At 74.7% G+C, this 23090-nt stretch carries 23 protein-coding genes; 7 read left to right on the top strand and 16 right to left on the bottom strand.

Annotated elements, in window-relative coordinates:
* Nucleotides 1-8: 8 nt before the first annotated feature.
* From HNR61_RS37880 to HNR61_RS37845, 8 genes are all read right to left on the bottom strand, one after another.
* The gene (locus tag HNR61_RS37880; protein WP_182847967.1) at nucleotides 9-824 is read right to left on the bottom strand and encodes an ABC transporter permease; all 816 of its coding nucleotides are present in this window, start codon (nucleotides 822-824) and stop codon (nucleotides 9-11) included.
* Nucleotides 821-1780: an ABC transporter ATP-binding protein gene (locus HNR61_RS37875; protein ID WP_182847966.1), complete on the bottom strand. Its 960-nt coding sequence runs from the start codon at nucleotides 1778-1780 to the stop codon at nucleotides 821-823. The genes HNR61_RS37880 and HNR61_RS37875 overlap by 4 nt, the downstream gene beginning before the upstream one ends.
* A gap of 5 nt (nucleotides 1781-1785) precedes the next feature.
* Nucleotides 1786-2337, bottom strand: a complete 552-nt coding sequence (locus tag HNR61_RS37870; protein WP_182847965.1) for a MauE/DoxX family redox-associated membrane protein — start codon at nucleotides 2335-2337, stop codon at nucleotides 1786-1788.
* On the bottom strand, nucleotides 2334-2768 hold the full coding sequence (locus HNR61_RS37865) for a lasso peptide biosynthesis B2 protein (RefSeq protein ID WP_182847964.1): 435 nt from the start codon (nucleotides 2766-2768) through the stop codon (nucleotides 2334-2336). Before HNR61_RS37865 ends, HNR61_RS37870 begins: the two co-directional genes overlap by 4 nt.
* Nucleotides 2765-3016, bottom strand: coding sequence for a lasso peptide biosynthesis PqqD family chaperone (locus HNR61_RS37860; RefSeq protein ID WP_182847963.1), 252 nt, complete (start codon nucleotides 3014-3016; stop codon nucleotides 2765-2767). Before HNR61_RS37860 ends, HNR61_RS37865 begins: the two co-directional genes overlap by 4 nt.
* A 29-nt stretch (nucleotides 3017-3045) precedes the next feature.
* A complete protein-coding gene (locus HNR61_RS37855) occupies nucleotides 3046-4896 on the bottom strand; it encodes an asparagine synthase-related protein (protein ID WP_182847962.1) in 1851 nt (616 codons plus the stop codon).
* A 77-nt stretch (nucleotides 4897-4973) separates the two neighbouring features.
* Entirely contained in the window at nucleotides 4974-5099 is a 126-nt protein-coding gene (locus HNR61_RS49605; protein ID WP_182847961.1) for a lasso RiPP family leader peptide-containing protein, read from the bottom strand.
* Between the two features lie 171 nt (nucleotides 5100-5270).
* Entirely contained in the window at nucleotides 5271-5396 is a 126-nt protein-coding gene (locus HNR61_RS37845) for a keywimysin-related RiPP (protein ID WP_157419907.1), read from the bottom strand.
* 197 nt (nucleotides 5397-5593) lie between these two features.
* Between HNR61_RS37845 and HNR61_RS37840 the strand changes: the two genes are divergently transcribed.
* The gene (locus HNR61_RS37840) at nucleotides 5594-6601 is read left to right on the top strand and encodes an LLM class flavin-dependent oxidoreductase (protein WP_220510298.1); all 1008 of its coding nucleotides are present in this window, start codon (nucleotides 5594-5596) and stop codon (nucleotides 6599-6601) included.
* 11 nt (nucleotides 6602-6612) lie between these two features.
* Here the strand turns inward: HNR61_RS37840 and HNR61_RS37835 are convergent, their stop codons facing one another.
* Nucleotides 6613-7437: an AfsR/SARP family transcriptional regulator gene (locus HNR61_RS37835; RefSeq protein WP_182847959.1), complete on the bottom strand. Its 825-nt coding sequence runs from the start codon at nucleotides 7435-7437 to the stop codon at nucleotides 6613-6615.
* A gap of 1065 nt (nucleotides 7438-8502) precedes the next feature.
* On the opposite strand from HNR61_RS37835, the gene HNR61_RS37830 reads away from it, so the two are divergent.
* A complete protein-coding gene (locus HNR61_RS37830) occupies nucleotides 8503-9123 on the top strand; it encodes a LuxR C-terminal-related transcriptional regulator (RefSeq protein ID WP_182847958.1) in 621 nt (206 codons plus the stop codon).
* 10 nt (nucleotides 9124-9133) lie between these two features.
* Here HNR61_RS37830 and HNR61_RS37825 read toward each other — a convergent pair whose 3' ends face one another.
* Both HNR61_RS37825 and HNR61_RS50580 read right to left on the bottom strand, forming a co-directional pair.
* Complete coding sequence (locus HNR61_RS37825; RefSeq protein ID WP_182847957.1) at nucleotides 9134-9934, bottom strand: alpha/beta fold hydrolase; 801 nt, start codon at nucleotides 9932-9934, stop codon at nucleotides 9134-9136.
* A 318-nt stretch (nucleotides 9935-10252) separates the two neighbouring features.
* Nucleotides 10253-10936, bottom strand: coding sequence for an MFS transporter (locus HNR61_RS50580; RefSeq protein WP_376770299.1), 684 nt, complete (start codon nucleotides 10934-10936; stop codon nucleotides 10253-10255).
* 163 nt (nucleotides 10937-11099) lie between these two features.
* Between HNR61_RS50580 and HNR61_RS37815 the strand changes: the two genes are divergently transcribed.
* Entirely contained in the window at nucleotides 11100-11858 is a 759-nt protein-coding gene (locus HNR61_RS37815; protein WP_182847956.1) for an SDR family oxidoreductase, read from the top strand.
* Between the two features lie 214 nt (nucleotides 11859-12072).
* Here the strand turns inward: HNR61_RS37815 and HNR61_RS50235 are convergent, their stop codons facing one another.
* Nucleotides 12073-14724 (bottom strand): DUF4132 domain-containing protein, encoded by a 2652-nt coding sequence (locus tag HNR61_RS50235; RefSeq protein WP_182847955.1) that lies wholly within the window; start codon nucleotides 14722-14724, stop codon nucleotides 12073-12075.
* Between the two features lie 161 nt (nucleotides 14725-14885).
* On the opposite strand from HNR61_RS50235, the gene HNR61_RS37805 reads away from it, so the two are divergent.
* The 3 genes from HNR61_RS37805 to HNR61_RS37795 are packed head-to-tail and all read left to right on the top strand — an operon-like array spanning nucleotide 14886 to nucleotide 18947.
* The gene (locus tag HNR61_RS37805; protein WP_182847954.1) at nucleotides 14886-17498 is read left to right on the top strand and encodes an ATP-binding protein; all 2613 of its coding nucleotides are present in this window, start codon (nucleotides 14886-14888) and stop codon (nucleotides 17496-17498) included.
* A gap of 41 nt (nucleotides 17499-17539) precedes the next feature.
* Complete coding sequence (locus HNR61_RS37800) at nucleotides 17540-18109, top strand: GNAT family N-acetyltransferase (protein WP_182847953.1); 570 nt, start codon at nucleotides 17540-17542, stop codon at nucleotides 18107-18109.
* Between the two features lie 16 nt (nucleotides 18110-18125).
* On the top strand, nucleotides 18126-18947 hold the full coding sequence (locus HNR61_RS37795) for an RNA polymerase sigma factor (RefSeq protein WP_182847952.1): 822 nt from the start codon (nucleotides 18126-18128) through the stop codon (nucleotides 18945-18947).
* A 13-nt stretch (nucleotides 18948-18960) separates the two neighbouring features.
* Here HNR61_RS37795 and HNR61_RS37790 read toward each other — a convergent pair whose 3' ends face one another.
* Entirely contained in the window at nucleotides 18961-19908 is a 948-nt protein-coding gene (locus HNR61_RS37790; RefSeq protein WP_182847951.1) for a helix-turn-helix transcriptional regulator, read from the bottom strand.
* An 84-nt stretch (nucleotides 19909-19992) separates the two neighbouring features.
* Here HNR61_RS37790 and HNR61_RS37785 point away from each other — a divergent pair, with 84 nt between their 5' ends.
* Nucleotides 19993-20736 (top strand): alpha/beta fold hydrolase, encoded by a 744-nt coding sequence (locus tag HNR61_RS37785; RefSeq protein WP_182847950.1) that lies wholly within the window; start codon nucleotides 19993-19995, stop codon nucleotides 20734-20736.
* Nucleotides 20737-20786: 50 nt separating this feature from the next.
* Here the strand turns inward: HNR61_RS37785 and HNR61_RS37780 are convergent, their stop codons facing one another.
* From HNR61_RS37780 to HNR61_RS37770, 3 genes are all read right to left on the bottom strand, one after another.
* On the bottom strand, nucleotides 20787-21347 hold the full coding sequence (locus HNR61_RS37780; RefSeq protein WP_182847949.1) for a hypothetical protein: 561 nt from the start codon (nucleotides 21345-21347) through the stop codon (nucleotides 20787-20789).
* A gap of 402 nt (nucleotides 21348-21749) precedes the next feature.
* Nucleotides 21750-22187 carry an STAS domain-containing protein gene (locus tag HNR61_RS37775; RefSeq protein ID WP_182847948.1) on the bottom strand — a complete coding sequence of 146 codons (438 nt, stop codon included), beginning with the start codon at nucleotides 22185-22187 and terminating at the stop codon, nucleotides 21750-21752.
* Between the two features lie 574 nt (nucleotides 22188-22761).
* Entirely contained in the window at nucleotides 22762-22908 is a 147-nt protein-coding gene (locus tag HNR61_RS37770) for a hypothetical protein (protein ID WP_182847947.1), read from the bottom strand.
* Between the last annotated feature and the right edge of the window lie 182 nt (nucleotides 22909-23090).

The following is a 23090-nucleotide window of genomic DNA, read 5'->3' as shown; positions in this document are numbered from 1 at the left end:
GCCGCCGGTCACGGGCGGCGCTGGAAGCCGCGCACCGCCACCGCCGCGGCGGTGGTCCCGACGGCGGCGCTGACGGCGAGGGCGATCGCCACGCCGCCGGGCGTGGCGACGCCGAGCACCAGGTCGCGGGCCGCCTCGATCCCGTAGGTGGCGGGGTTGACCCGCACGACCGCGCGCAGCCAGCCGGGCAGGCCGCCGGCCGGGACGAAGGCCGTCGAAGCGAAGATCATCGGGAAGGTCAGCAGCCCCGCGACGCTCTGCACGAGCTCGGCGTTGCGGATCCAGCAGGCGAGGGCGACGAAGATCCAGCCGAGGCAGCAGCCGACGGCCAGCGCCAGCGCGCCGGCGGCCAGGGCGCCGACCGGGCCGCCCGGCGGGCGGAACCCGAAGACCAGGGCCGCCAGCACCAGGATCAGCAGCAGCTGGAGGCCGCCGCGGACGAGGTCGGCGAGGCTGCGCGCCAGCAGCACCGATCCGGGCCACAGGGGCATGGCGCGCAGCCGGGTGACGATGCCGTCGCGCATCTCCAGGGTGAGCCCGACGGCGGAGCCGAACGCCTGCTGCATCGCCGACGTGATCAGCAGCGCCGGGACCAGGAAGTCGACGTAGCGCACCCCGGCGGGGAAGCCGGGCGCCCGGGCGAGGCTCCCGAGCATCTGGCTGAACATCGTCAGCATCAGCAGCGGCCCCAGCATGTTCGCCACCAGCAGGCGCGGGTCGAGCAGGTAGGCGCGCAGCACCCGCGCCGTGAGCACCCACAGCTGCGTCCCGAGGCCCGCGCCGTGCCAGCGCGCCGGGCCGGCCGGCGCGCCGACCGCCGTCATCGGACAGCCGCCCGGGGCGGCGCGACCGGCTGCTGCGTCAGCGACAGGTACACGTCGTCGAGGGTCGGGGACGTCACCGACAGCTCGTAGGCGTCCGCCGCGTGGGCGTCCAGGACGCGCGCGACGTTCGCGAGGTCGCGAGGCCCGGTGACGGGAACGGCGAGCACGCCGCGTCCGGGGTCGTGCTCGGGGCCGAGGCCCTGCTCCAGCAACGCGCGCATGACGGCGGGGACGGCGGCGGCGGAGGGCAGCCTCGCGGTGGCCACCCGCCCTCCCACGCGGGCCTTGAGCTCGGCCGGGGTGCCGGTGGCGACGATCCGGCCGGAGGCCAGCACGCAGATGGTGTCGGCGAGCCGGTCGGCCTCCTCCAGGTACTGGGTGCTGAGCACGACGGTGGTCCCTTCGCGTGCGAGGCGTTCGACGATCCGCCAGGTGGTGATCCGCGCCGCCGGGTCCAGGCCGGTGGTGGGCTCGTCGAGGAACAGGACCTCGGGGTCGCCGAGGGTGCTGGCCGCCAGGTCGAGGCGGCGCCGCATCCCGCCCGAGTAGGTGCGCACGACCCGGTCGGCGGCGGCGGTCAGGTCGAACGTCTCCAGGCGTTCGGCGGCGTGCCGCCGGGCGGCGCGGGGGCCGGCGCCCAGCAGCCGGGCCACCAGCAGCAGGTTGTCCCGCCCGGAGATCCGCTCGTCCAGGGCCGCGAACTGGCCGGTCAGCGCGATCCGGCGGCGCACCTGCCGGCCCTGGCGGACGGTGTCGAACCCGGCGACGCGGGCGGTGCCGGAGGTGGGCGGGCACAGCGTCGCCAGGATGTTGACGAGGGTGGACTTGCCCGCGCCGTTGTGGCCGAGCAGGCCGAGGACCGTGCCGCGCGGCACGCTGAGCGTGACGTCCCGCAGGGCGTGCACGGCGCCGAAGCGCTTGCCGACCCCCGCGGTCTCGATGGCGAGGTCTCCCACGGCGGTCACCCCGCGTCGCGGGCCGGGGCGAGCAGCCGCTTCATGATCGCCGAGACGAGGCGGTCGTACCAGCGGGTGAACCCCCACGCGCCGAGGGCCCCGGCGGCCAGGGCGAGCGCCACCGGGACCGGGCCGCCCGGGGGCACCGGCGCGCCGAGGACGACGCCCGGCGCGGCGATGCCGAGCAGCAGCAGGTTCCGGACGAGCATCGCCTGTCCCATCACCGATCCCCTGGACCCGAAGCAGCGGCACTCGGCGAACACCCCGGTGCGGACGGCGCGCACGACGACCCCGACGAACACGACGAGCAGGGCGGACGCCAGCGCGAACCCGACGCGGGAGGTGCCGGGTGCCAGCAGCAGCACCGCCGCCAGGCCCTCCCCGGCGACGACCGCCGCGGCCACGGGAGTGGCGGCGCGTTCGGGCAGGAGGGTTAGCTGGCGGACGGAGGAGACGAAGCCGTGGAACCGGGACGCGGAGCGGACCTTGCCGACGAACGCGACCGCGAACACGCCCAGGATCAGCGCGCGGCAGACCAGCAGGAGATGCCCGGTCATCGGCGCTTCCGGGCGTGCGCGCGGGCGGGGACGGTCATCGTCTTGACGAACGCGCGGACCTCGTCGTGCTCGCCGACCGGTTCCCCGTCGACCTCGACCCAGGCGTGCGCGCGGAACGGCTCCATGCGCACGCCCGTGCACCAGTCCGGCCATCCGCCGCCGGCCCGGCACAGCAGCACGGTCGCCAGGGAGCGTTGCAGGCAGCCCTGCCCGGCGCACCGCACGCTCACCGTCACCACCGCCTGCCGGGCGGCCAGCGCCCGCGCGGCGGTGGCGGGGCGCGACCCCCGCCGCAGCGCGGTGAGCGCGGCGCGCAGGCGGCGCGGCGGCAGCAGCATCAGCAGCCGGGCGAGGCCGACCGCGACGCGGGCGGCGGCCCGGCGGCGCAGGGGGACATGGGCGGCGGGCTCCAGCGCGACCGGTATCGTCATGGGACGATCACCTCGGCGTCGCGGAGGGACCGGACGAACGCCTCCACGTCGGCGGTGACCCGCTCGGCGGAGTCCGGGTGCCGACGGCGCAGCGTGCCGACGGCGTCCTCGACGGAGTCGCCGTCCAGCAGCATCCGCAGCACGGCCGCGCCGGTGGCGTTCAGCGTCCAGTACCGGCCGGACGCCTCGTCCAGCAGCACCATGCCCTGTTCGGTCTCGGTCAGCGTCATGTGGGGGCGAAGCGGCATCGCGTTCCTCCGGTTCACAGCGGATGGGGTCACAGCGGTCCGCCGGCGGCGACCGACCGGGCGGCCTCGACCGAGCGCAGCCAGGTCTCGCACGCGAACGTGCTGATCAGCGGGGTCAGGGCCAGCGACGAGGGCGGCAGCGCCTCCAGCACCGACCGCACCCGGGCGGCGTCGACCAGCCCGAGCCGGGCCAGCCGCATGTCCGCCCCGCACAGCTCCAGCAGCTCGGCGCGGCGGCGGCGCAGGCTGTCGTAGGCCTCCGCGCTGTACTCGGCCTTGGTGGCGCGGCCCCGGACGGCGTCGGGGAGGACGCCGCGCATGGCGGTGGTCAGCGCGGGCTTGTAGCGGTCGGGCATCGTGGTGTCCTCGATCCTGATCGCCAGGGCCGCCTCGACGACCCGGTCGTCGACGAACGGCGCGTGCCAGCGCACCCCCGAACGCGAGGTCAGGCGGTCCACCCGGCGCAGCGTGTCACCGCACAGCCGCACGTCCTGGAGCGTGGCGTGCCGGCCGCGCTGCGGGGCCAGCGGCTCGGGCCCGGCCGCGCCGGTCCGGCGCAGGAGCCGCCGCACCGCCGCCACCGCGTCGGGGGTCGCCCACGGCGGGAGCCGGTAGCCGATCCCCCAGCTGAACGACGGCGATCCCCCGGTCTCCCGTACGGGATCGGTGAGGGTGCCGGCGGACGACACCAGCCAGCTGCCGAACGAGCCGTTCTCCAGCAGCCCCCGCACGGTCGGGACGAGCCGCCAGCGGTACATGGCGCGGTGGGCGCGCAGGTGGCGGATCGCGCCGGCGCGGCGGGTGCGCGCCAGGGTGTGCAGGTCGAGGGGGGAGCTCATGAACAGCTCGTCGCCGCCGTGGCCGGTGAGGTGGTCGGCGGACCCGGCCGCGGCGACCTGCCGGGCCATGTGGGTCAGCCGGGAGCGGGTGCGGATCCACGCGAACGGGCCCTCGATGTCGGGGTCGGGTTCGGCCAGGTCGGCGAACCAGCTCGGCGCGGTCTCCCGGGGCAGCACGAGGTGGCGCGCGTCGGGGAGGTGGTCGGCGGCGAGACCGGCCCAGACCTGGTCCTCGTCGGTGGGGTTGACCGCCTCCCAGCGGGTGGTGACGAGCCGGTCGACCGCGTCGGCGGCCAGGAAGCACAGGCTGGTGGAGTCCATGCCGCCCGACAGGTCGGCGCTGATGGTCGCGGCGCCGCGGGCGCGGACCGCGACGGCCTCGCGCAGCGCCTCCCGGACCCGGGCCGCCCCCTCCTCCAGCGGCAGGTGCGGCTTCGGGGGGCGCCACCAGCGCACGTGCCGTCCCCGTCCGGAGCGGTCGAGTTCGAGGAAGCAGCCGACCGGCACCGTCTCGACGCCCCGCCACAGCGGCCGCTCGCTGAACGGCCACGGCGGCCAGGGCGCCAGCAGGCGGCAGGCGAGCAGCTCCTCGTCGAGGTCCGTGTCGTCGAGGTCCCCGACGAGCGGGGTCGGCGCCGTGGCGGCGACGGTCACGCCCGCGCGCCGGGTGTGGAAGACCCGGCGCGCGGCGGAGACGGTGCCCTGGACCCGCACCTCGCCGGCGATGGAGGCCACGAGGTGGAAGCTGCCGGAAACGCGCGCGCACAGCGCGTCCAGGTCGCGCACCGAGCGGGCCCGGCCGACGGCCTCGCGCAGTTGCCCCGCGCTCACCGAGGCGGGGCCGAACAGCGCGACGCGGTCGTTCCCGGCAACGGCCTCCACGACGGTCTCCCCGGCCCAGTCCCCGACGATCCAGGGGCGGCCCGACCCGTGCGGGAGGGCGTTCGGGAAAGGCGTGCGGCCCGTCCGGTCCGGCGTTCGCGCCAACTCGCCGAAGACGGCCGTGGCGCCGGGCGTGTCCGGCAGGACGAAGAAGTCCACAGTTTCCGTATCCCTTGCTCAGCGTCGACGTGCCCGGCGCGTGGAAATGGCCTCGGTCGCGGTTTCCCGCCGGGTCGTCAGCAGTACATGATGCACAGCCAGTCGGAATCGAAGCCGCCGAGGCTGGAGCGGCCGAGGGTCGTCCGGGCGAAGTCGCCGACCTGCGTCAGCGTGGGCGGTTCGTAGAACTCGGTCGTCCGCACGGGAGACTCCTTTCTCGTTCCGATCGATCTTCTCCTGAACAGCACCCTAAATGCTTCGTCCTTGCAGTTGTGTTTCAGCAGCCGTGCACTTGGCTTCCGTTCGGGAAAACGGCCGGGCCGGCGCCGCGTCGCGGCGCCGGCCCGGCTTCGTCACGAGGTCCCGACGAACCGTCAGCAGAACATGACGCAGGTCCAGTCGGCCTCGAAGCCCCAGCTGGGACGGCCGAGGGTGACCTGGGCGAAGTCGCCCACCTCCGTCAGCGTGGGCGGTTCGTACATTTCGATCTTCCGCTCCATGTGAAACGCCTTTCAGTGTCCCGGGGAGAGTCCGGACGATTCTCCACCTGACCGGAAGCCTAGGCGACCCCTCCTTGCAGTTGCATTTCATCTTCCCTGCACTTCCCTGGCGGCAGCGTTTTCGCGTCCGCGGACATATTGAATTCGCCCGCCCGGGAAGCAAGGATGCACAAAGGGCAAGGGAGAGGAGATTGACGTTGACCGTTCTTTCGATTCTTGACACCGCGCCGGTGTGGCAGGACTCGTCCCCGGCGCGGGCCCTGCGCGAAACGCTGCGGGCGGCGCAGGAGGCCGAGCGCATGGGCTACCACCGCTACTGGGTCGCCGAGCACCACAACGCCCCGTTCATCGCCAGCTGCGCGCCGCCGGTGCTCGTGGCGCTGGTCGCGGCCGCCACGTCCCGGATCCGGGCGGGGTCCGGCGGGGTGATGCTGCCGAACCACCCGCCGCTCGTCGTCGCCGAGCAGTTCGCGACGCTGGAGGCGCTGCATCCGGGGCGCGTCGACCTCGGGGTGGGCCGTTCGCCGGGCACCGACATGGCCACCGCGCGGGCGCTGCGCCGGGTCAGCAGCCCGCCCGGCTCCGACGCCTTCCGCGAGCAGGTGCGCGAGCTCGTCGGCTACTGCTCGCCCCGGGAGGGGGACGAGATCGTCGCCGTTCCGGCCACCGACGCCCGCCCGCCGGTGTGGCTGCTCGGGTCGAGCGTCGACAACGGGCGCTTCGCCGGTGAGCTCGGGCTGCCGTTCGCCTTCGCCCACCACATCCGCCCGGAGAACGCGGCGGACGCGCTGCGCGCCTACCGGGAGGCGTTCCGCCCCTCGGCGGCGCTGGCCGAGCCGTACGCGCTGATCTCCTGCGCGGTCATCGTCGCCGACACCGACGAGCGCGCGCGATGGCTCGCCGGCCCCTCGAAGGTGGTCGTCGCCGAGTCGTTGAAGGGCACCCGGAACACCCCGAACCCCACCCCGGAGCAGGCGGCGCGGGTGCGGTGGACGAGCGCCGAGGAGTCGGTGCTGGAGGCCCGGACGGCGCACCACCTCATCGGCGCGCCGGACACCGTGCGCGATCGCGCCGCGAGGCTCCTCGACGACACCGGCGCCGACGAGCTGATGGTCATGACGCTGGTCCACGACCTGGACGAACGGCTGCGGTCCTACGAGCTGCTGGCCAAGACCCTGGAGACGGAGGCCGGGAAGGCGGGATGAACCGGGACGCCTCAGGCGACGCGGGGGCCGGTGGCCCACCCGCCTCCGACCGCGCCGAGGCCGGAGGCGGGCAGCACCCCGCGGTCGTCGCGCAGGATGGCGACCTGGAGGTCGCGCAGCTCCAGGGTGGGGTCCACTCCGAACTCGTCGCGGAGCCGCGCGCTGATCCGCCCGTAGGCGTCCAGCGCCTCCACCCGGCGGCCCGACCCGTACAGCGCCAGCATGAGCTGCCACCAGAACCGCTCGCGGAACGGATACCGGACGGTCAGCGTCCGCAGCTCCCCCACGAGCCGTTCGTACCGCCCCAGCGCCAGCTCCACCTCCGCCCACCACTCCACCGTCCGCAGGTACTGCTCGGTCAGCCGCAGGGCCCTGCCCCGGTGCAGCGACTCGGAGGGCACGTTGGACAGGGCCGGCCCCCGCCACAGCTCCAGCGCCGCCCCGAGCGCCGCCGCCTGCGCCGCCGGGTCCCCCCGGTCCCGGGCCGCGGCGGCCGTCCCGGTCAGGTCCTCGAAGCGCGGCAGATCCAGATGGCGCGGATCGATCTCCATGACGTAGCCGCCCGACGAGGTCGCCAGCAGCCCGGCGGCTCCGGGGGCCTGCCGGTCGAGCCACTGCCGCAGCCGGGAGACGCAGCTGTGCAGGGCCTCCCGGGGCCGGTCGGGCTGCCGGTCGCACCACAGATGGTCGAAGACCTCCTCGACCGGGACGACCTGGGACGCGTTGAGCACCAGCGTGGCGAGCAGGGTCCGCTGGCCGCTCTTCGGCAACCGCGCGCGCCGGTCCCCGAAGTACGCCTCGAACGGCCCCAGCACCTTGAAGGTCACAGCCTGCACCTGGCCCTCCTCCGGTGAGCGTTTCATGCTTCGCTCGTGACAGCCTGCGTCCCGGCCAGGGCTTTGTCATGACGGTCGTTCGACGGTCACTCTCCGCGACGGTCACTCTCCGCACACGGACCCTTGCGCCGCGGTCAACCTCCTGGTTAACCTCGCTCCTACGCGCCCAAGTCCATCCAGATCACAGGGTGACCACACGCTCCCATGGTCCAAGAACTCCCCCCATGCCCCGGCCCGCCCGCATGCGCCCCGGCCCGCCCCACCGCCGTCCACCACGGGAGCACACCGACCGCGACCATCACGGCGGCGACCGGCGAGGACATGAGAATCTCCCCTATCGGGCAGCCGAAGCCCCCGGCGACCACGATCGCGCCGGCGGCATCCGCCCGGCCCCGGACCAACGCCACCTGGAAGCCAGTGCCCGCGAACGAGCCGGACGCACCACCCGGCAGGACACGAATCCCCATCCCACAAGCGACACCTGCCTGCACAGTCCGGAAGCCGCCGCGCCGCACCGAGGCGATCGACGCGCGCACGGTGGACACACCGCCCAGCGGAGGGCCGACGCCGGCACGACGGGCCACGGTGCCCCGCGCGGTCCAGAAGCCGCCACACCACTCGAAGACGATCAACGTGTCCGCAGAGGGCGCACCACCCGGCGGAACGCGGGCGCCGGTCCCGCGAGCGACGGGGACCCGAGCGGTCCGGAAGCCACCGCGTCGCGCCGAGATGATCAATGCGTACGTGGTGGACGTGCCCCTTGGCGGAACGTGGTCCCCAGCGGAACGAGCGGCGGTGGTCGGCGCGCGCGTGGTGAGGACGCCGACCGGCAGGGTGCGCATGCCGGCTGGGCGGCCGGTGCGCCGTTCCGGTCGCTTGGGCGTCGCGGTCGGTCGGGAACGGGGGCGCGTTCGGTGGGGCGGTGGGGTGGGGCCGCCTGGGCCGCCTGGGCCGGCGATGGTCGTCGGGGCGGGTGGGGGTACCCGCGTCGTTCTGCGCAGGTCCCATGTCTGAGTCCTCTGGCGCGTCGCCGCGCGGGGGCGGTGCGTTCGGGGTGGAGGCGCGATGGCGACGCCGGTGACCGTCGCCGTCGTCGACGACCACGACGTGGTGCTGTCGGGGGTGCGCGCCTGGCTGGAGCAGGCCCCGCACCCGATCGAGGTCGTCGCCGCCGCCACCGACCTGGACGGCCTCGACCCCACCGCCGACGTGCTGATCACCGACCTGCGCGTCGGCGGTGAGCTGGTCCTCGACCGCATCGCCGACCTGGCCGCCGCGGGTCGCCGCGTGGTGGTGTTCTCCCGGCACGCCGAGGCGCCCCTCGTGCGCCGCGCCGAGCGGGCGGGGGCGCTCGCCTACGTCTGCAAGGAGTCCCCCGAGGGCCGGGAGCACCTCGTCGGGGCCGTCCTCGCGGCCGCGCACGGCAAGCCCTACACCGCGCCCTCCCGCGCCGGGGCCACGGCCGCCCACCGCCCCCGCTTCTCGGAGCAGGAGCTGCGCACGATGCGCCTGTGGCTCGGCGGCCTCACCCGTGCGGCCGTGGCCCGTCAGATGGGCATCAGCGAGCACACCGTCAAGCAGTACCTGGAGCGCGCCCGCAGGAAGTACGCCCAGGCGGGGCGGGAGGCCCCCACGCGGATCGACCTGTACCGCGAGGCCCAGAGGGACGGCATCGTCGGCCTGTGATCCCGGCGGGTCAGCACGCGGTCCGGAAGAACTCGACCAGGGTGGGCGCCAGGGCGTCGGCCTCGAACTCGTGGTTCTGCCCCTTGATCAGGGCGTGCCGGACGCCGGGCATCGCCTCGCGGACGCGGTCGGCCGCGTGGTGCAGCACCTCCATGGTCTCCTCGCCCTCCATCAGCAGGACGGGAACGGTCAGGTCCGCGAACTCCCCGGGGTGCAGCAGCCCGTCCCCCAGCGCGCAGGCGTCGTAGCGCAGGGTCGGCGCGATCTCCGCCACGCGCGGCCACCACGGCTCCCGGCGGATCTGCGGCATGGCCTCCTCCGGCGCGCCGGTCATGCGGATGAAGCGGGCCAGCGCGTCGTCCTTGCGGCCCTCGGCGATCAGCTCGCGGATGTCGGCGTAGTAGTCCAGGTGGGCGCGCGACTCCTCCTCGGTCCGCCCGTAGGGCGGCTCCCACAGCGCGACGCCGGCCGCCGGGACGCCGTGCGCGGCGGCCCGCCACGCCAGGATCGCCCCGGAGGAGGCGCCGAACAGGCAGGCCCTTCCCCCGGCGGCCCGGACGACGGCGTCCAGGTCGTCGAACTCCTGCCGGGCGGCCCGGTCCATCGGGTCGTCCAGGGAGCCGTTGTCGCCGCTGCCGCCGCGGCCACGGCGGTCGTAGTTGTAGACGGTGAAGTGCTCCGACAGCAGGGCCGCCAGGGGGTCGTGGGCGTGCCGGTCGCACAGCGCGCCGGACACCAGGACCACCGCCGGGCCGCTCCCGGTGCGCTCGTAGGCGATGACGGTGCCGTCGGTCGAGGTCACGGTCTCCATGACTCCTCCTTCGTCCTCCCCCATGGTGACCCTCGCCACTGACAGAACTCATCGCGACGGCCTCCAGCGGGCGGCCGGTGCTGCGCGGCCCCAGGAGCGCCACGTCCAGGGCGGCGACGGCGAGGGCCACGGCCGATCCGGCGAACACGGTGGTGGCGCCGAACCGGTCCAGCGCGGTCAGCGCCACGAACGGCAGCACCGCCGCGGTCAGCCGCGACAGCGAGTAGGCGATGCTGATCGCGCCGCTGCGGATGCCGGTCGGGAAGATCTCGGCCTGGTAGGTGTGGAAGGCGTTGGAGGACACGTTGGAGGCGACGGTCAGCGCGAACCCGGCCGCCACGATCGCGGCGGGGTGCCCGACGGCCCCGAAGACCAGGCCGAACGCCGCCATCGCCGACGCCGAGACGAGACGAGACGACGAGCAGGGTGCGGCGTTCGACGCGCTCGATGACCGGGATCGACAGCGCCGAGCCCAGCGGGTACCCGGCGAAGATCACGGCGGCGTAGCCGAGCGACTGGACGACGTCGTAGCCCTTGTGGTGCAGCACGACGGGGGCGAGCGAGCCGGAGCCGTAGTACCCGACGGTCTGGAGCACCTGGAAGATCCACAGCATGGTGGTGCGGCGGGGGTGGCGGCGACCGGCGGCAGGGGGCCCCGCTCGGCGCGGACGGCGTCCTCGAAGCGGGCGACGACGCGTTCGGCCTCGGTGAGGCGGCCGCGCGCGGCCAGCCAGCGCGGCGACTCGGGCAGGCGGCCCCGCAGAACCCGACGGTGTAGGTCCAGGCCAGGCAGCGGCCCCGGACGCGGCGCGGCATGAACTCGCTGACGTAGGTGTCGACCAGGGTGAGTTCGGCGCCGAGCGCCAGCCCGCACAGGAACCGCGGCGCCACGAACCAGGCGAGGTCGGGCGCGAACGCCGTCAGCAGCGAGAACAGCGAGTACAGGCCGAGGTTGACCAGGAACATGCGGCGGCGGCCGAACCGGTCGGCGGCGGGCCCCAGCGGGACGGCGGGAGCCGGTCCAGCCGGGCGGCCAGACGCGCGGCGGTGACGGGGGGTTCGCAGGTCATGGGCGGGACGCTAGGGACGTGCGGGTGGCCCCGGCCAGGGACGGTGGCAGACTTCGCACCCGGAGGCCAGGAAGGTCGGAGGGGAAGGTCAGGCCATGGAGAGCACGGGCGGGGTCGCGGTGGTGACCGGCGCGGGGTCGGGGATCGGCGCGGCGGTCGCGGCGGCGTTGCTGCGGGACGGGTGGCGGGTCGCGCTGGCGGGGCGGCGCGCGGCGGCGCTGGAGGAGACCGCCCGGGAGGCCGGGGCGGGCGACCGCGCGCTGGTGGTGCCCGCCGACGTCACCTCGCCGGAGTCGGTGGAGGCGCTGTTCGCGGCGGTGCGGCGGCGGTGGGGGCGGCTGGACCTGCTGTTCAACAACGCCGGGAGGTTCGGCGCGGCGGCCCCGGTGGAGGAGTTCTCCCTCGACGAGTGGCGGTCGGTGGTCGACACCAACCTGACGGGGGCGTTCCTGTGCGCGCGGGAGGCGTTCCGGCTGATGAGGGAGCAGGATCCGCGGGGCGGACGGATCATCAACAACGGGTCGCTGTCGGCGCACACGCCGCGCCCGCACGCGGTCGCCTACACCGCCACCAAGCACGCGGTGACGGGGCTGACCAAGCAGCTGTCGCTGGAGGGCCGCCGGTACCGGATCGCCTGCGGGCAGATCGACATCGGCAACGCCGCCACCGAGATGACCAGCGGGTTCGGCGCGGGCGCGCTGCAGGCCGACGGGTCGGTGTGCGCCGAGCCGGTGATGGACGTGCGGCACGTGGCGGACGCGGTGCGGTACATGGCGGGCCTGCCGCTGGACGCCAACGCGCAGTTCCTGACGGTGATGGCGACGGCGATGCCGTCGTTCGTGGGCCGGGGCTGACCGCCCGTGCGGCGCGGACGGGGCATCCGCGCCGGCCTGGCCCGTGCCGTCGAGGAGACCTTCGCCGTCGCCCCGGACGCCCCCGCGCTGTCCGCCTGACGACCTGATTCCGGGCGTGACGGGGCGTCACAGCGGGTAGGCATCCGGTGCCGGGAGCGCCGCCGCACTGGTTCCCCACCGAACGCGGTCGGCGTTTCCCGGCCCCGCCGCCCGCCTAGTCCTTCGCGTGGTCCACGACGTTGGCCATCGTGAGCAGCAGCTCGGACGCGGTGATGTCGTCCAGCTCGGCGAACGTGGTCTCCGAACCGCTGATGCCGTAGCCGTAGGCGTCGTGGTCGGCGATCCAGAGCCTCTCCAGCGTCTGCTCCTCCCAGCCCGCCGGGGACGTGGCGGGGAACCCCGGGTAGACGTCGAGGATGACCGTCAGCCCGTTCGGCGTGTCGAACCGCAGGGAGCTCTGCACACCCCCCTCCCCCGCGAGGCCGCGCCGCCACCCCTCGCGTTCCAGCCTCAGCAGCGCGCCGACCCCGACCTGAACGCCGGAGAAGCGCTCGATGCCGCCGCTCGCGCGCTCCTCGGCGGTGAGCGCGTCGACCGGCCTGCCGAGCTGCGGGAACGGCTGGAGGATCTCGTAGTCGGCGAACAGCCCGCTCCAGGCGGGGACGGCCTCCCCCAGCCGGAGGGGGTGCGCGACCAGGACGGAGCCGGAGCCGGGCGGGGAGAGGACCTCGTCGTCCACGTCCGCGAAGGAGCGGTCCTCCGCGACGCGGAACGCCGTGACCGCGCCGCCGTCCTCCTCGTGGAGCCAGACCAGCCGCCGCACGAGGTGGTGCACCAGCGGGTGCTCCACGAACAGCCGGCGGAAGTCCTCGGCGCTCCAGCGGCGCTGCCGCGTCATGGCCCGTTCCATCCGCCGGACCAGGTCGGAGGCGATCCCCCGGACGTCCTTCTTCAGCCCGCCGAACGCCCGGTGGGCGGCGGGCGCGAGCTCGGGGTCGTCCTTCGCCCCCGGTTTCGGCAGGGACTTGAGGAGCCTGCCCCCGCCGTCGTACACGACCGGGCGCAGTCGCTCGTCGAAGCCCACCCGGAAGGAACGCGGGCCGTAGTCGAGGACCATGCCGCCCGCGCCGTCCAGGCCGAAGTCGGGGACCATGCGGTCGGCGAGCTGCTCCAGGGTGAGGCCGCGCGCCCGCGCGACCTGGTCGAGCAGCTTGACCGCCTTGTTCTTCAGCCGCTTGGGCCGGGCCTTCTCGGCGACGAGGTGCAGTTGCAGGACGGCGACGTCGGAGCCGGACGCGGCGAGCACCTCCAGGCCGTTCAGCGGCGCCCTGAGGTGGAGCTGCCCGGTGGCGGCGCGGGCCAGCGCGCCGAGGCGGCGCATGGTCTCGTCGTCCCCGGTCCAGCAGAGCTGCGCCCAGACCATCCGCGACTCCTCGCCGGCGGACCGCCCCAGTTCGAACAGGGCCCAGCCGAACCGTGCGAGGGACACCGGGTCGAGCGCGTCCAGCGCCTCCCTCAGCGGCGCGGACGGGGCGCGCTTCGGGCTCGCCTTGCCCAGGGCCGCGAGCAGGTTCGCGGTCGCGCCCTCCGGCAGCGCCAGCGCGCTTCCCCGCATCAGGATCTGCGGAAGCAGGGCCGGCGGGGCCCACGGCGGGGCGCCCTCCTTCGTGCTCTTGCGGAGCGCCTTCGGGACGGCGGTCGCGGGGGCCTCCGGCAGTCGCGCCGCCCCGGCGGCCTCGATCGCCGCGCGCGCCCGGTCGTCCGGCTCCACCGGCCGGGCCCGCAGCTCGGGGTGGGCCCGCAGGTGCGCGGCCAGCAGGCGCGCCACCCGTTCGGAGCCCTCGGCCCGCCCGGAGAGAACGCGCAGGGCGCGTTCCGGGAAGCGTTCCATCATCGCGGTCAGGGCCTCCGGCCCGCCCTGCCGGTCGAGGGCGTCGGCCACGATGGTCAACGCCTCGTCGCCCGGCAGCAGCGAGAGCACCTGGAAGATCGCCCTGCGCGCGGAGGCGTTGAAGCCCGTCCCGTAGATGTAGTCGCGGACGTCCTCATCGGTCTCCTTCAGCGCCGCCGCCAGGTACGGGGCGACGGCCGGTCCGATCCCCTCGGCGGCGGTGAGCAGGACCTCCAGCGTCACTTCGTGGTCGTCGAAGCGCACCTGGCCGGTCTCGCCCAGGCGGGCGAGCTGCTGGGGGGATCCGAGGGAGCACCAGAGCAGTCCCGACACGCCGGGCTCCTGCCCGGGCCGTTCGCGGATGCATTCGTCCACCCACTCCCGCCGCGACGGGACCAGGAACGCGACCACCAGGCGCTGCCGCCGCGTGGCGCGGTGCCCGGCGAGCCGTTCGACGGCCTCGGCGTGGTCGGGCTCGTCCGCGGCCGCCAGCAGCGCGCGCATCCGCCTCCCGGCGGGTCCGGCCGCCCACGGCGACCGCTCCCGCGACCAGCCGTCGGCCTTGAGGAACTCGTTCCCGCCCAGCCTGTCCACGCCGACGGCGAGGCCGTCGGCCTCCGCGCAGGCGCAGGCCGCGAACGCGAGCCCGTGCCCGACGACCCACGCGTCGATCCAGGACTGCGGGTCCCGGGCGTCGGACACGTGCGTCGCGACGAGGGCGACGGCGGCCGCGCCGCGCGGGTCCGGGCCGCCGTCCAGGTACGCCCGCGCCGCGCTCACCGCGCCGGGGTCGCTTCCGGGACTGTCCAGCAGCCGTTCGACGGAGGCGCGCGCCTCCGCCAGCCGGTCGCGCACCCGCCGGGCGGCGGACGGGTCGGGCGCCGGGGGCGGGTCCGGCAGCGTCCCGCCGCGGCGCGGCAGGAGCTCTCCGCGCAGCGCCTCGGGGATGGTCAGAAGGTCTTCGTCACCGGGCACGGGGGGATGATCATTCATGCGGGCCAAGGGTAGAGGGGCCCGCCGACAACGGCCCCACCGCCGCACGAGCGCGACCATCACCTCAGTCACTTTGTCGGGGTTCGCCGACTTCGGCGGGAAAGGGATGGCGATCTGCGCGAGTGCGGTGTCACGATGACGCGGTGGGCGGGGACCTGTTCGAACGCGCGGTCCCGTTGGGCGCGCTGCGCGAGACGGTCGAGCGCGCCGCGTCCGGGTCTTCGGGAGCGGTGGCGCTGGTCAGCGGCGAGTCCGGGGTCGGCAAGACCACGCTCATCGGCGCGTTCCTGAGGGAGCTGGCCGCGCGGGGCGCGGACGGGCCCCGCGTGCTGACGGGCGCCTGCGACGACCTGCTGGCCCCGCGCGGGCTGGGGCCGTTGCGCGACGCGATGGCCGGGACCGGCGGTCCCTTGGAGGCGGCGCTGGACGGCGACGCGCCCGCCACCGAGATCCCGGCGGCCGCCGCGCGGGAGTTCGCCGGGCCGCGGCTCGACGTGCTGGTCGTGGAGGACGCGCACTGGGCCGACGACGCCACGCTGGACGTGCTGAGCTACCTGGCGCGGCGGCTGGCGACGTTGCGTCTGGTGGTGGTGCTCACGTTCCGGGACGAGGCGCTGGACGACGCCCACCCGATGCGGGAGCTGCTGGGGGTGCTGGCGGGCGCGCCGGTGCGCCGGGTCCGCCTGGAGCCGCTGTCGGAGGCGGCGGTGGCGGGGCTGTCGGCGGGAACGCGGTGGGACGCGGCGGCGCTGCACGCGCTGACCGGCGGCAACCCGTTCTACGTGACCGAGGTGCTGGCCGCGCCGGGCCAGGAGGTCCCGGCGACGGTGACCGACGCGGTGCTGGCGCGGCTGCGGCGGCTGGACCGGCGCTGCCGCACGGCGCTGGAGCAGCTGTCGGTGGTGCCGACGCGGGTGGGGTTCCCGCTGGCCGAGGCGCTGCTGGGCGACCTGGAGGTGCTGGACGAGGCCGAACGGCGCGGGGTGCTGGAGGCGCGGGCCGGCGGGCTGGCGTTCCGGCACGAGCTGGCGCGCCGGGCGATCGAACGCGGCCTGCCGGCGGTGCGGCGGCTGACGCTGAACCGGGCGGTGCTGCGGGCGCTGCGCGAGCAGGACCCGCCGGATCTGGCGCGGCTGGTCCACCACGCGGTCGAGGCGCACGACCCCGAGGCCGTGGCCCGGTACGCGCCGGAGGCGGGACGGCAGGCGGCGCGGGCCGGGTCGCGGCGGCAGGCGATCGCGCACTACGAGGCGGCGCTGCGGCACGCGCACCTGCTGCCGCGGGCCGAGCGGGCGCGGCTCACCGAGGACCACGCCTGGGAGCTGTACAACACCCACCGCTACCCCGAGGCGGTGCGGGCCGGGCGGGAGGCGGTGGCGCTGTACGAGGAGCTGGACGATCCGGTCGCGTTGGGCGAGGCGCTGGTGCGGCTGTCGCGGCACGTCTACATGACCGGCCGCACCGACCAGGCCGAGGAGGCGGTGGACCGGGCGGTGCGGGTGCTGGAGCCGACCGGGTCGGCGTCGGCGCTGGCGCACGCGAGCGTGTACCGGGGCGCGATGTACGCGCTGACCGAGCGGTCGGAGGCGGCGCTGACGGTGCTGCGGCAGGCGCGGCGGCTGGCGGTGCGGGCGGGGCGGCAGGACCTGGTGGCGCTGTGCTCCAACTACCTGGGCATGGCCGGGGCGGACGTGTACGGGGCCTCGCGCGGCATCCGGCTGCTGCGCGCCAGCCTGGCGCAGGCGCGGGCGTGCGGCCACCACGAGTACACCGCGCGCGGCTACACCAACCTCAGCGAGCTGCTGTACCGCTACGGCCGCTATGACGAGCTGGACGAGTGCGTCGCCGAGGGGCTGGCGTTCGTGCGGGAACGCGGCATGCCCTCGCACGCCTACAACCTGGAGACGCACCGCTGCCTGTCGTTGACGCGCAAGGGCCGGTGGGCGGAGGCCGAGGAGGGGTTGCGGGCGCTGGTGGAGGAGAGCCGCGATCCGGGGATGCTGTACGTCTACAGCGTTCCGCCGTACGCGCGGCTGCTGGCGCGGCGCGGCGACGAGCGGGCGGCGTCGCTGCTGGCGCAGGCGTGGGAGCGGGCCAGGCGGCAGCGGTCGCTGCTGGGGATCGCCTACGCGGGCATCGCGTACGTGGAGTGGGCGTGGCTGAACGGCCGTCCCGAGCTGGCGGCGGAGGTCGGCGCGGTGGTGGCGCGGCGCACCGAGCGGCCCGGGGAGGCCCCGTTGCGCGGTGAGCTGCTGCGGTACCTGCGGCGTGCGGGGCTGGAGGCGCGGCCGTTCGCCGGGTGCCCGGAGGAGTACGCGGCGGGGCTGCGCGGCGACTGGCAGGCGGCGGTGGCCGCGTGGGAGCGGATCGGCGACCCCTACGAGCGGGCGCTGGAGCTGGCCGAGTCGGGGCGGGCGGCGGGGCGGCAGGCGGTGCGGGAGCTGGAGCGGCTGGGCGCGGTGGCGGCGGCCGGGGTGGTGCGGGCCCGGTGGGGCGACGCCGCGCCGGGCGGGACGGCGCCGGGGGCCCGGGCCGCGGCCGGCGCCAACCCGGCGGGGCTGACCGCCCGGCAGGCGCACGTGCTGGCGCTGATGGCGGAGGGGCTGACCAACGCCGAGATCGCCGAGCGGCTGGCGCTGTCGGTGCGGACGGTCGACCACCACGTCTCGGCGGTGCTGGGCAAGCTGGGCGCGCGCACCCGCCGTGAGGCCGCCGACGCGGCCCGTTCGCGCGGTTATCTGACCGCCGCGGGTTGATTACCGATTGCGTCTGGGCGTACGCCCTTTAGGATCTCGGTGTGCTGCGTCCCCGATACCCTCTTGAGACCGAACGGCTGCTGCTTCGTCCGTTCGCCACCGGCGACCTGGAGGAACTGCACGCCTACCAGTCGTTGCCGGAGGTGGCGCGGTTCCTGTACTGGGAGCCGCGCACCGTGGAGGAGTCGCGGGTGTTCCTCCAGCAGAAGATGGCCGCCACCGCCCTGGAGAAGGAGGGCGACTGGCTGGTGCTGGCCGTGGAGCAGCGGGCGACCGGAGCGCTGATCGGCGAGGTCAACCTGCAGTGGCGCAGCCAGCAGCACCGGCAGGGCGAGATCGGCTACATCTTCAACCCCGCCTACCACGGGCGCGGCTTCGCGACCGAGGCGGCCGGGATGGTGCTGCGGCTGGGCTTCGAGCTCATGGACCTGCACCGCGTCTGCGGGCGGCTGGACGGCCGCAACGAGGCGTCGGCGCGGGTGCTGGAGCGGCTGGGCATGCGCCGCGAGGCGCACCTGGTGGAGAACGAGTTCGTCAAGGGCGAGTGGTGCGACGAGGTCGTCTACGCGATGCTGCGCCGCGAGTGGGACGCCCTGCGCGACCCCGGCTGATCCCCTCCCCGGCCGGATGTCCGTTCCGGCGCCCCGGCTCCGACGTCCCGGTCGAACGGCGCCGCGGAGCGTCGGCGACACGCTCGTGCTGCTGGTGCTGTGCCGCCATCCGGCGTTGTCGCAGGCGTCGGAGGCGAGCGTGACGCGGCGGATCTCCCGGGCCAAGCGCGCGATCGCCGGCAGCGGCGTGCCGTTCCGGACGCCGCCGCGGGACGAGCGCGCGCGGCGTCTGGCGACCGTGCTGCACGTGCTCTACCTGATCTTCACCGAGGGGTACGCGGCCACCTCGGGCCCGGACCCGCGACGGGTGGACCTGACGGCCGAGGCGATCCGGCTCACCGAGACGGTGTGCGGGCTGCTGCCGGACGACGGTGAGGTGATGGGGCTGCTGGCGCTGATGCTGCTGACCGACGCGCGCGCCCCGGCACGGGCCAACGCGCGCGGGGAGCTGGTGCCGATGCGCGAGCAGGACCGGTCGCTGTGGAAGGCCGGCCCCATCCGGCGCGGGGTGGAGCTGGTGGGCGGGGCGATGACGCGCGGACCGGTGGGGCCGTACCGGTTGCAGGCCGCGATCGCCGCGCTGCACGCGGTGGCGCCGAGCGCCGCCGCGACCGACTGGCGGCGGATCGTGGAGCCGTACCGGCTGCTGGTGAAGTTCTCCCCCGGCCCCGACGCGCGGCTGGAGCACGACCACCTGCTGCACGCGGCGCGGGCGCACCTGCGGGAGATGTCGGGCGACCGTGACGGCGCCCGGGAGGCGTACGCGCTGGCCGCGCGGTGCGCGGGCGACCCGCGGCATGCGCGTTACCTGACCGCGCGGGCGCGGCGCCTGGGGTGAACGGTCGGCGCGCTCAGCGGTCGGCGTGGGCGCGCAGGGTGTCGGCCAGGGCGCGGACGGCGCCGCGCAGCTCGTCGGGGCGGCGGACGGTGAACGGCCAGCCGAGCCCGGCCAGCATGCGGGCCATGCCGTCGAGGCTCTCGGCGCGGACGGTCAGCAGCACTCCCCCGTCGGCCCCGGTCAGGGTGGCGGTGGTGGCGGGAACGCGGCGGCGGGCCTCGGCCAGGGTGGTCTCCAGCAGGACCTCGACCCGGTGGGTGTAGGGCACGTTGGCCAGGGAGCTGACCACATGCCGCACGGGGTCGGCGTCGTCGGGGGCCTCGAAGGCGGCGCCGGTCTGCTCGACGTGCCGGACGCGGTCCACACGGAAGGTGCGGACCTGGCCGCTGCGGTGGTCGTGGCCGGTGACGTACCAGCGGCCGGAGTGGAACACCAGGCCGTGGGGGTCCAGGTCGCGTTCGGTGTCGTCGCCTTTCCAGGAGCGGTAGCGGATCGTCACGCGGCGGCGAGCGCGGGCGGCGGCGGCCAGGGCGAGCAGGGTGGCGGTGGTGGGGGCGGCGGCGTCGCGTTCGGCCAGCGTGAAGCCCAGGGTGTGCTGGAGGTCCTGGACGCGGTCGCGCAGCGCGGCGGGCAGCACGCGCTGCACCTTGGCCAGGGCGCTCTCGGTGGCGTCGCCGGGCAGGCCGAGGCGGCGTCCGGCCAGCAGCCCCAGCACCACGGCGGTGGCCTCGTCGTCGGTGAGCATCAGCGGGGGCAGCTTGTAGCCGGGCATCAGCCGGTAGCCGCCGTGGCGGCCGCGTTCGGCGACGACGGGGACGCCGAGGTCCTCCAGCCGGTGGGCGTAGCGGCGCACGGTGCGCTCGTCGACCTCCAGCCGCCGCGCCAGCTCGGCGCCGCCCATGCGGTGGTGGGCCTGGAGCAGCTCCAGCATCGTCAGGATCCGGGTGGTGGGATGCGACACCGATACCTCGTTAAATCCGGGCGAGTTCTGTCCGGTAATGGGTCTACGGTAGTCCCATCGGTTCCCGAGGAAGGGTGTTCGAAGATGGCGACTTTCGTCCTGGTCCCCGGTTTCTGGCTCGGCGCGTGGGCGTGGGAGCGGGTCACCGACAGGCTGCGCGAGGCCGGGCACCAGGTGCACCCGGTGACGCTGACGGGACTGGCCGAGCGCGCCGGCGAGGCGACGCCCGAGGTGAACGTGGACACCCACACCGCCGACGTCATCGCCGTCATCGAGGACAACGACCTGCACGACGTCGTCCTGGTGGCGCACAGCGGCGCGACGCTGCCGGTCACCTGCGCCGCCGACCGCATCCCCGAGCGCCTGGCGCGCGTGGTGTACGTCGACACCGCGCCGCTGCCGTCGGGCATGGCGCAGATCGACTTCCACGAGCCCGAGGAGCGCGCGGCGGTCGAGCGGCAGATCGCCGAGGAGGGGCGGGGGATGTTCGTGCCGCCGCCGCCGTTCGACCCGGCCGCCGACCCCGACAGCCTGGCCGGGCTGTCGGAGGAGGACCTGGAGCTGCTGCGGTCGCGGGCCACGCCCGAGCCGGTGGGCGCGGCCACGCAGGGGCCCGAGCGTCCCGAGCGGGCCCCGGACACGCCCAAGACGCTGATCAGCACGACGATCCCGCTGGAGTTCGTCGAGAAGATGGTGGCGGACGGCGTTCCGGCGTTCGCGACGCTGGCGGGCCCGGAGTGGACCTTCCAGCACCTGCCCACCGGCCACTGGCCGATGTTCTCCCGGCCGCGCGAGCTGGCCGACCTGCTGGCCGCCCAGGCGTCCTGAGGCGGCGGCGGGCCGACCGGCCTCACGGCGGAGGCCGGTCGGGCCGCGCCTCACACCAGGGTGAGGGCATCGGTTCCCCCGGCGACGAGGATGTCGTAGCGGTCCCCGCCCTCCTCGAAGCCGGGGTCCGTGAACACGTACCGGGGCCGGGCCGTGGCGAACCGTCGCCCGCCGATCGTCAGGCGGGTCGAGCCGCCCGTCACGGCCAGCCGCACCGGAACGCCGGCGGGACGCCGGAAGGTGAGGTCGACCGCGCCCCCGGCGACGCGGACGGGCACCCGGCCGTGCGGCTCGGGCAGGTCCAGGTGCACGTGCTCGACCCCGCCCTGCAGGTCGAGCCCGGCCAGCCGCAGCCCGCGCAGGTCGGCGCGCACGCGCGAGGCGCGGCCCCGCACCTCCACCTCCCACGACTCGGCGGCGTCGAGCACGACCTCGCCACCGTTCCGCCGGTCGCCGACGTGGAAGCTGCGCGGGAAGTCGACGACGACGCCCCCGGTGACCGGCCACACCTCCGGCAGCACACCGTCGAAAGCCAGCTTGTACGGCTCGGACATGCCCGGGTCCGCCCGGAGGACGAGGTCGGCGGCGCCGGGAACGAACGCGATCTTCATGGCTGCTCTCCTGTCGTGTCGTCGCTGGTCACGACGGTACGGAGAAGCCGGATCCGAGTAATCGGTCATCTGACGGTCCGCTGCGACTTAAGAGCCTGTTTCCGAACCCATCTGCCCAGGTGAGCGGCAGTCCGGCCGAGGGCGGTCAGCGCGGCCCGTTCGTCGCGGCGTTGCGGTGACGGCCGTCCGAACGGCTCTCAGGGACGCCAGGCGAACCAGACCGTGGATCATCACGGATAGCCGTTTCAGGAACCAGACATACCGGGACACGTGAAACGCCTACCCGTTGGGCATCGCCGACGATCTCCGATGTTCGGAAACAGGCTCTTACCGGCATCACCGCGAACGGCTGCCTGACCGTGGCCCTGACCTTGGCACCGACAGGTGGTGGCCGGCCGGGAATCAGGGTCGTGCCGAGGTCAGGCGGGTGTGGCCGGTGTCCAGCCAGCGGAGGGCCTCGCCCACGTCGGGGCGCTGATACAGGGCCTGGTCCAGGCCGGTGAGGGCGAAGGTGCGGGCCAGCGGGTCGCTGGCGGCGCACACCACCAGGCTCATCCCCTGGCGCTCCAGCTTGTGGTGCCAGCGGACGAACACCTTCAGGCCGCTGGAGTCGCAGAACCGGACCGCCGCGATGTCCAGCAGTACCGCCGCGCGGGTCAGTTCCGCCACCTGCTCCAGGGCCTGGTCCAGCAGCTGGCCGGTGGTGAGGTCGATCGTCCCGGCCGCTGTGACCACCGCATATCCCGACCGCTGGGTGACCTGCACCTGCAGCCCGCCCAGCGTCTCGCCCGGCAGGCGGTTCGGCGGCGAGGTCGACCCAGATGTCCCGTTCTGTCCCATGCGGGAAATTGTCACGGACTGCCACTGGTCGGACAAGTCGGCCGCGGGGCGCGAGGAGCGGACGAACGAGAATCCGCGCTACGCCGCTTGCCCCGGTCACGGCCAGAGCCCGCCCGGCGCCCCGCGCTTGTCTTTGTCTACGTCTACCGCTCGCGCGCCTGCACGTGGAGCGGCGCGTAGACGTAGACAAAGACGAAGACGAGTGCGCCACGGGGCCGCGACCGGCGCCTGTGGGTGGAACGCCGGGGCGCGGTCGCGGCCCCGTGGCGGCGCGAACCGAGCATGGCCCGCGCGGCCGGTCTCCCGGTGTCCCCCCGAGAGGCCGCGCGGGCCTGGTGGCGTCGTTGAGGAAACCCACCGCCTCCCAGGATCCCCGACATCACACCAGCCTCAGAACCGATTTCAGATAGCGAGAAAACACCAGATCACCAACACGACAAGCAACACCAACGACAACAACCACAAGCAAGATCACACGACCATCACCACAACTGAGAACGCTCGCTTAGTTGTCAGCGATGTGCGCACGAAGTTGTCAGTGACTGGCTGGAGGTTGAGGCGTGGACGGGGTCGTTCAGGTCGGAGTGACCTTGAACTCTCGGTAGAGCGCAGCGAAGAACTCCCGAAGCACGCCCTCGGCAGAGCGGACTTCTTCGAGTTCGGCAGTGCCGAAGCGGAAGACCTCATACCCAGCGAGCTTGAGGCTGCGGTCGCCGCGCATCGTGCGCGCGTACTCCTCCCGGTCGGGCTTGGCATCCTTCCCGTCCTCGTCGACCTCGGTCGAGCTGTAGTGCTGGATCCCATCGACCTCTAGGTCGTGTCCGGCAGATCTTGGTGTTTGGCTGAGGTTGATCAGTGGGCCGGGTTGTGATGGTGGCCATGGTGCGTCGTCATGAGCTCACC

The sequence above is a fragment of the Actinomadura kijaniata genome (assembly GCF_014138665.1).
Taxonomy (GTDB): Bacteria; Actinomycetota; Actinomycetes; order Streptosporangiales; family Streptosporangiaceae; genus Spirillospora; species Spirillospora kijaniata.
The sequence above is the reverse complement of the archived record's forward strand: the minus strand, read 5'-3'. Positions and strand labels throughout refer to the sequence as shown.

What these genes read in the sequence shown, in the direction of transcription:
- HNR61_RS37780 (WP_182847949.1), bottom strand. Translation starts at nt 21,347, where the DNA reads ATGAAGATCGCGTTCGTTCCCGGCGCCGCCGACCTCGTCCTCCGGGCG.
- HNR61_RS37770 (WP_182847947.1), bottom strand. Translation starts at nt 22,908, where the DNA reads ATGCGCGGCGACCGCAGCCTCAAGCTCGCTGGGTATGAGGTCTTCCGC.
- HNR61_RS37795 (WP_182847952.1), top strand. Translation starts at nt 18,126, where the DNA reads ATGTCCGTTCCGGCGCCCCGGCTCCGACGTCCCGGTCGAACGGCGCCG.
- HNR61_RS37825 (WP_182847957.1), bottom strand. Translation starts at nt 9,934, where the DNA reads ATGGAGACCGTGACCTCGACCGACGGCACCGTCATCGCCTACGAGCGC.
- HNR61_RS37815 (WP_182847956.1), top strand. Translation starts at nt 11,100, where the DNA reads ATGGAGAGCACGGGCGGGGTCGCGGTGGTGACCGGCGCGGGGTCGGGG.
- HNR61_RS37865 (WP_182847964.1), bottom strand. Translation starts at nt 2,768, where the DNA reads ATGACGATACCGGTCGCGCTGGAGCCCGCCGCCCATGTCCCCCTGCGC.
- HNR61_RS37870 (WP_182847965.1), bottom strand. Translation starts at nt 2,337, where the DNA reads ATGACCGGGCATCTCCTGCTGGTCTGCCGCGCGCTGATCCTGGGCGTG.
- HNR61_RS37880 (WP_182847967.1), bottom strand. Translation starts at nt 824, where the DNA reads ATGACGGCGGTCGGCGCGCCGGCCGGCCCGGCGCGCTGGCACGGCGCG.
- HNR61_RS37860 (WP_182847963.1), bottom strand. Translation starts at nt 3,016, where the DNA reads ATGCCGCTTCGCCCCCACATGACGCTGACCGAGACCGAACAGGGCATG.
- HNR61_RS37845 (WP_157419907.1), bottom strand. Translation starts at nt 5,396, where the DNA reads ATGGAGCGGAAGATCGAAATGTACGAACCGCCCACGCTGACGGAGGTG.
- HNR61_RS37775 (WP_182847948.1), bottom strand. Translation starts at nt 22,187, where the DNA reads ATGGGACAGAACGGGACATCTGGGTCGACCTCGCCGCCGAACCGCCTG.
- HNR61_RS37785 (WP_182847950.1), top strand. Translation starts at nt 19,993, where the DNA reads ATGGCGACTTTCGTCCTGGTCCCCGGTTTCTGGCTCGGCGCGTGGGCG.
- HNR61_RS37830 (WP_182847958.1), top strand. Translation starts at nt 8,503, where the DNA reads ATGGCGACGCCGGTGACCGTCGCCGTCGTCGACGACCACGACGTGGTG.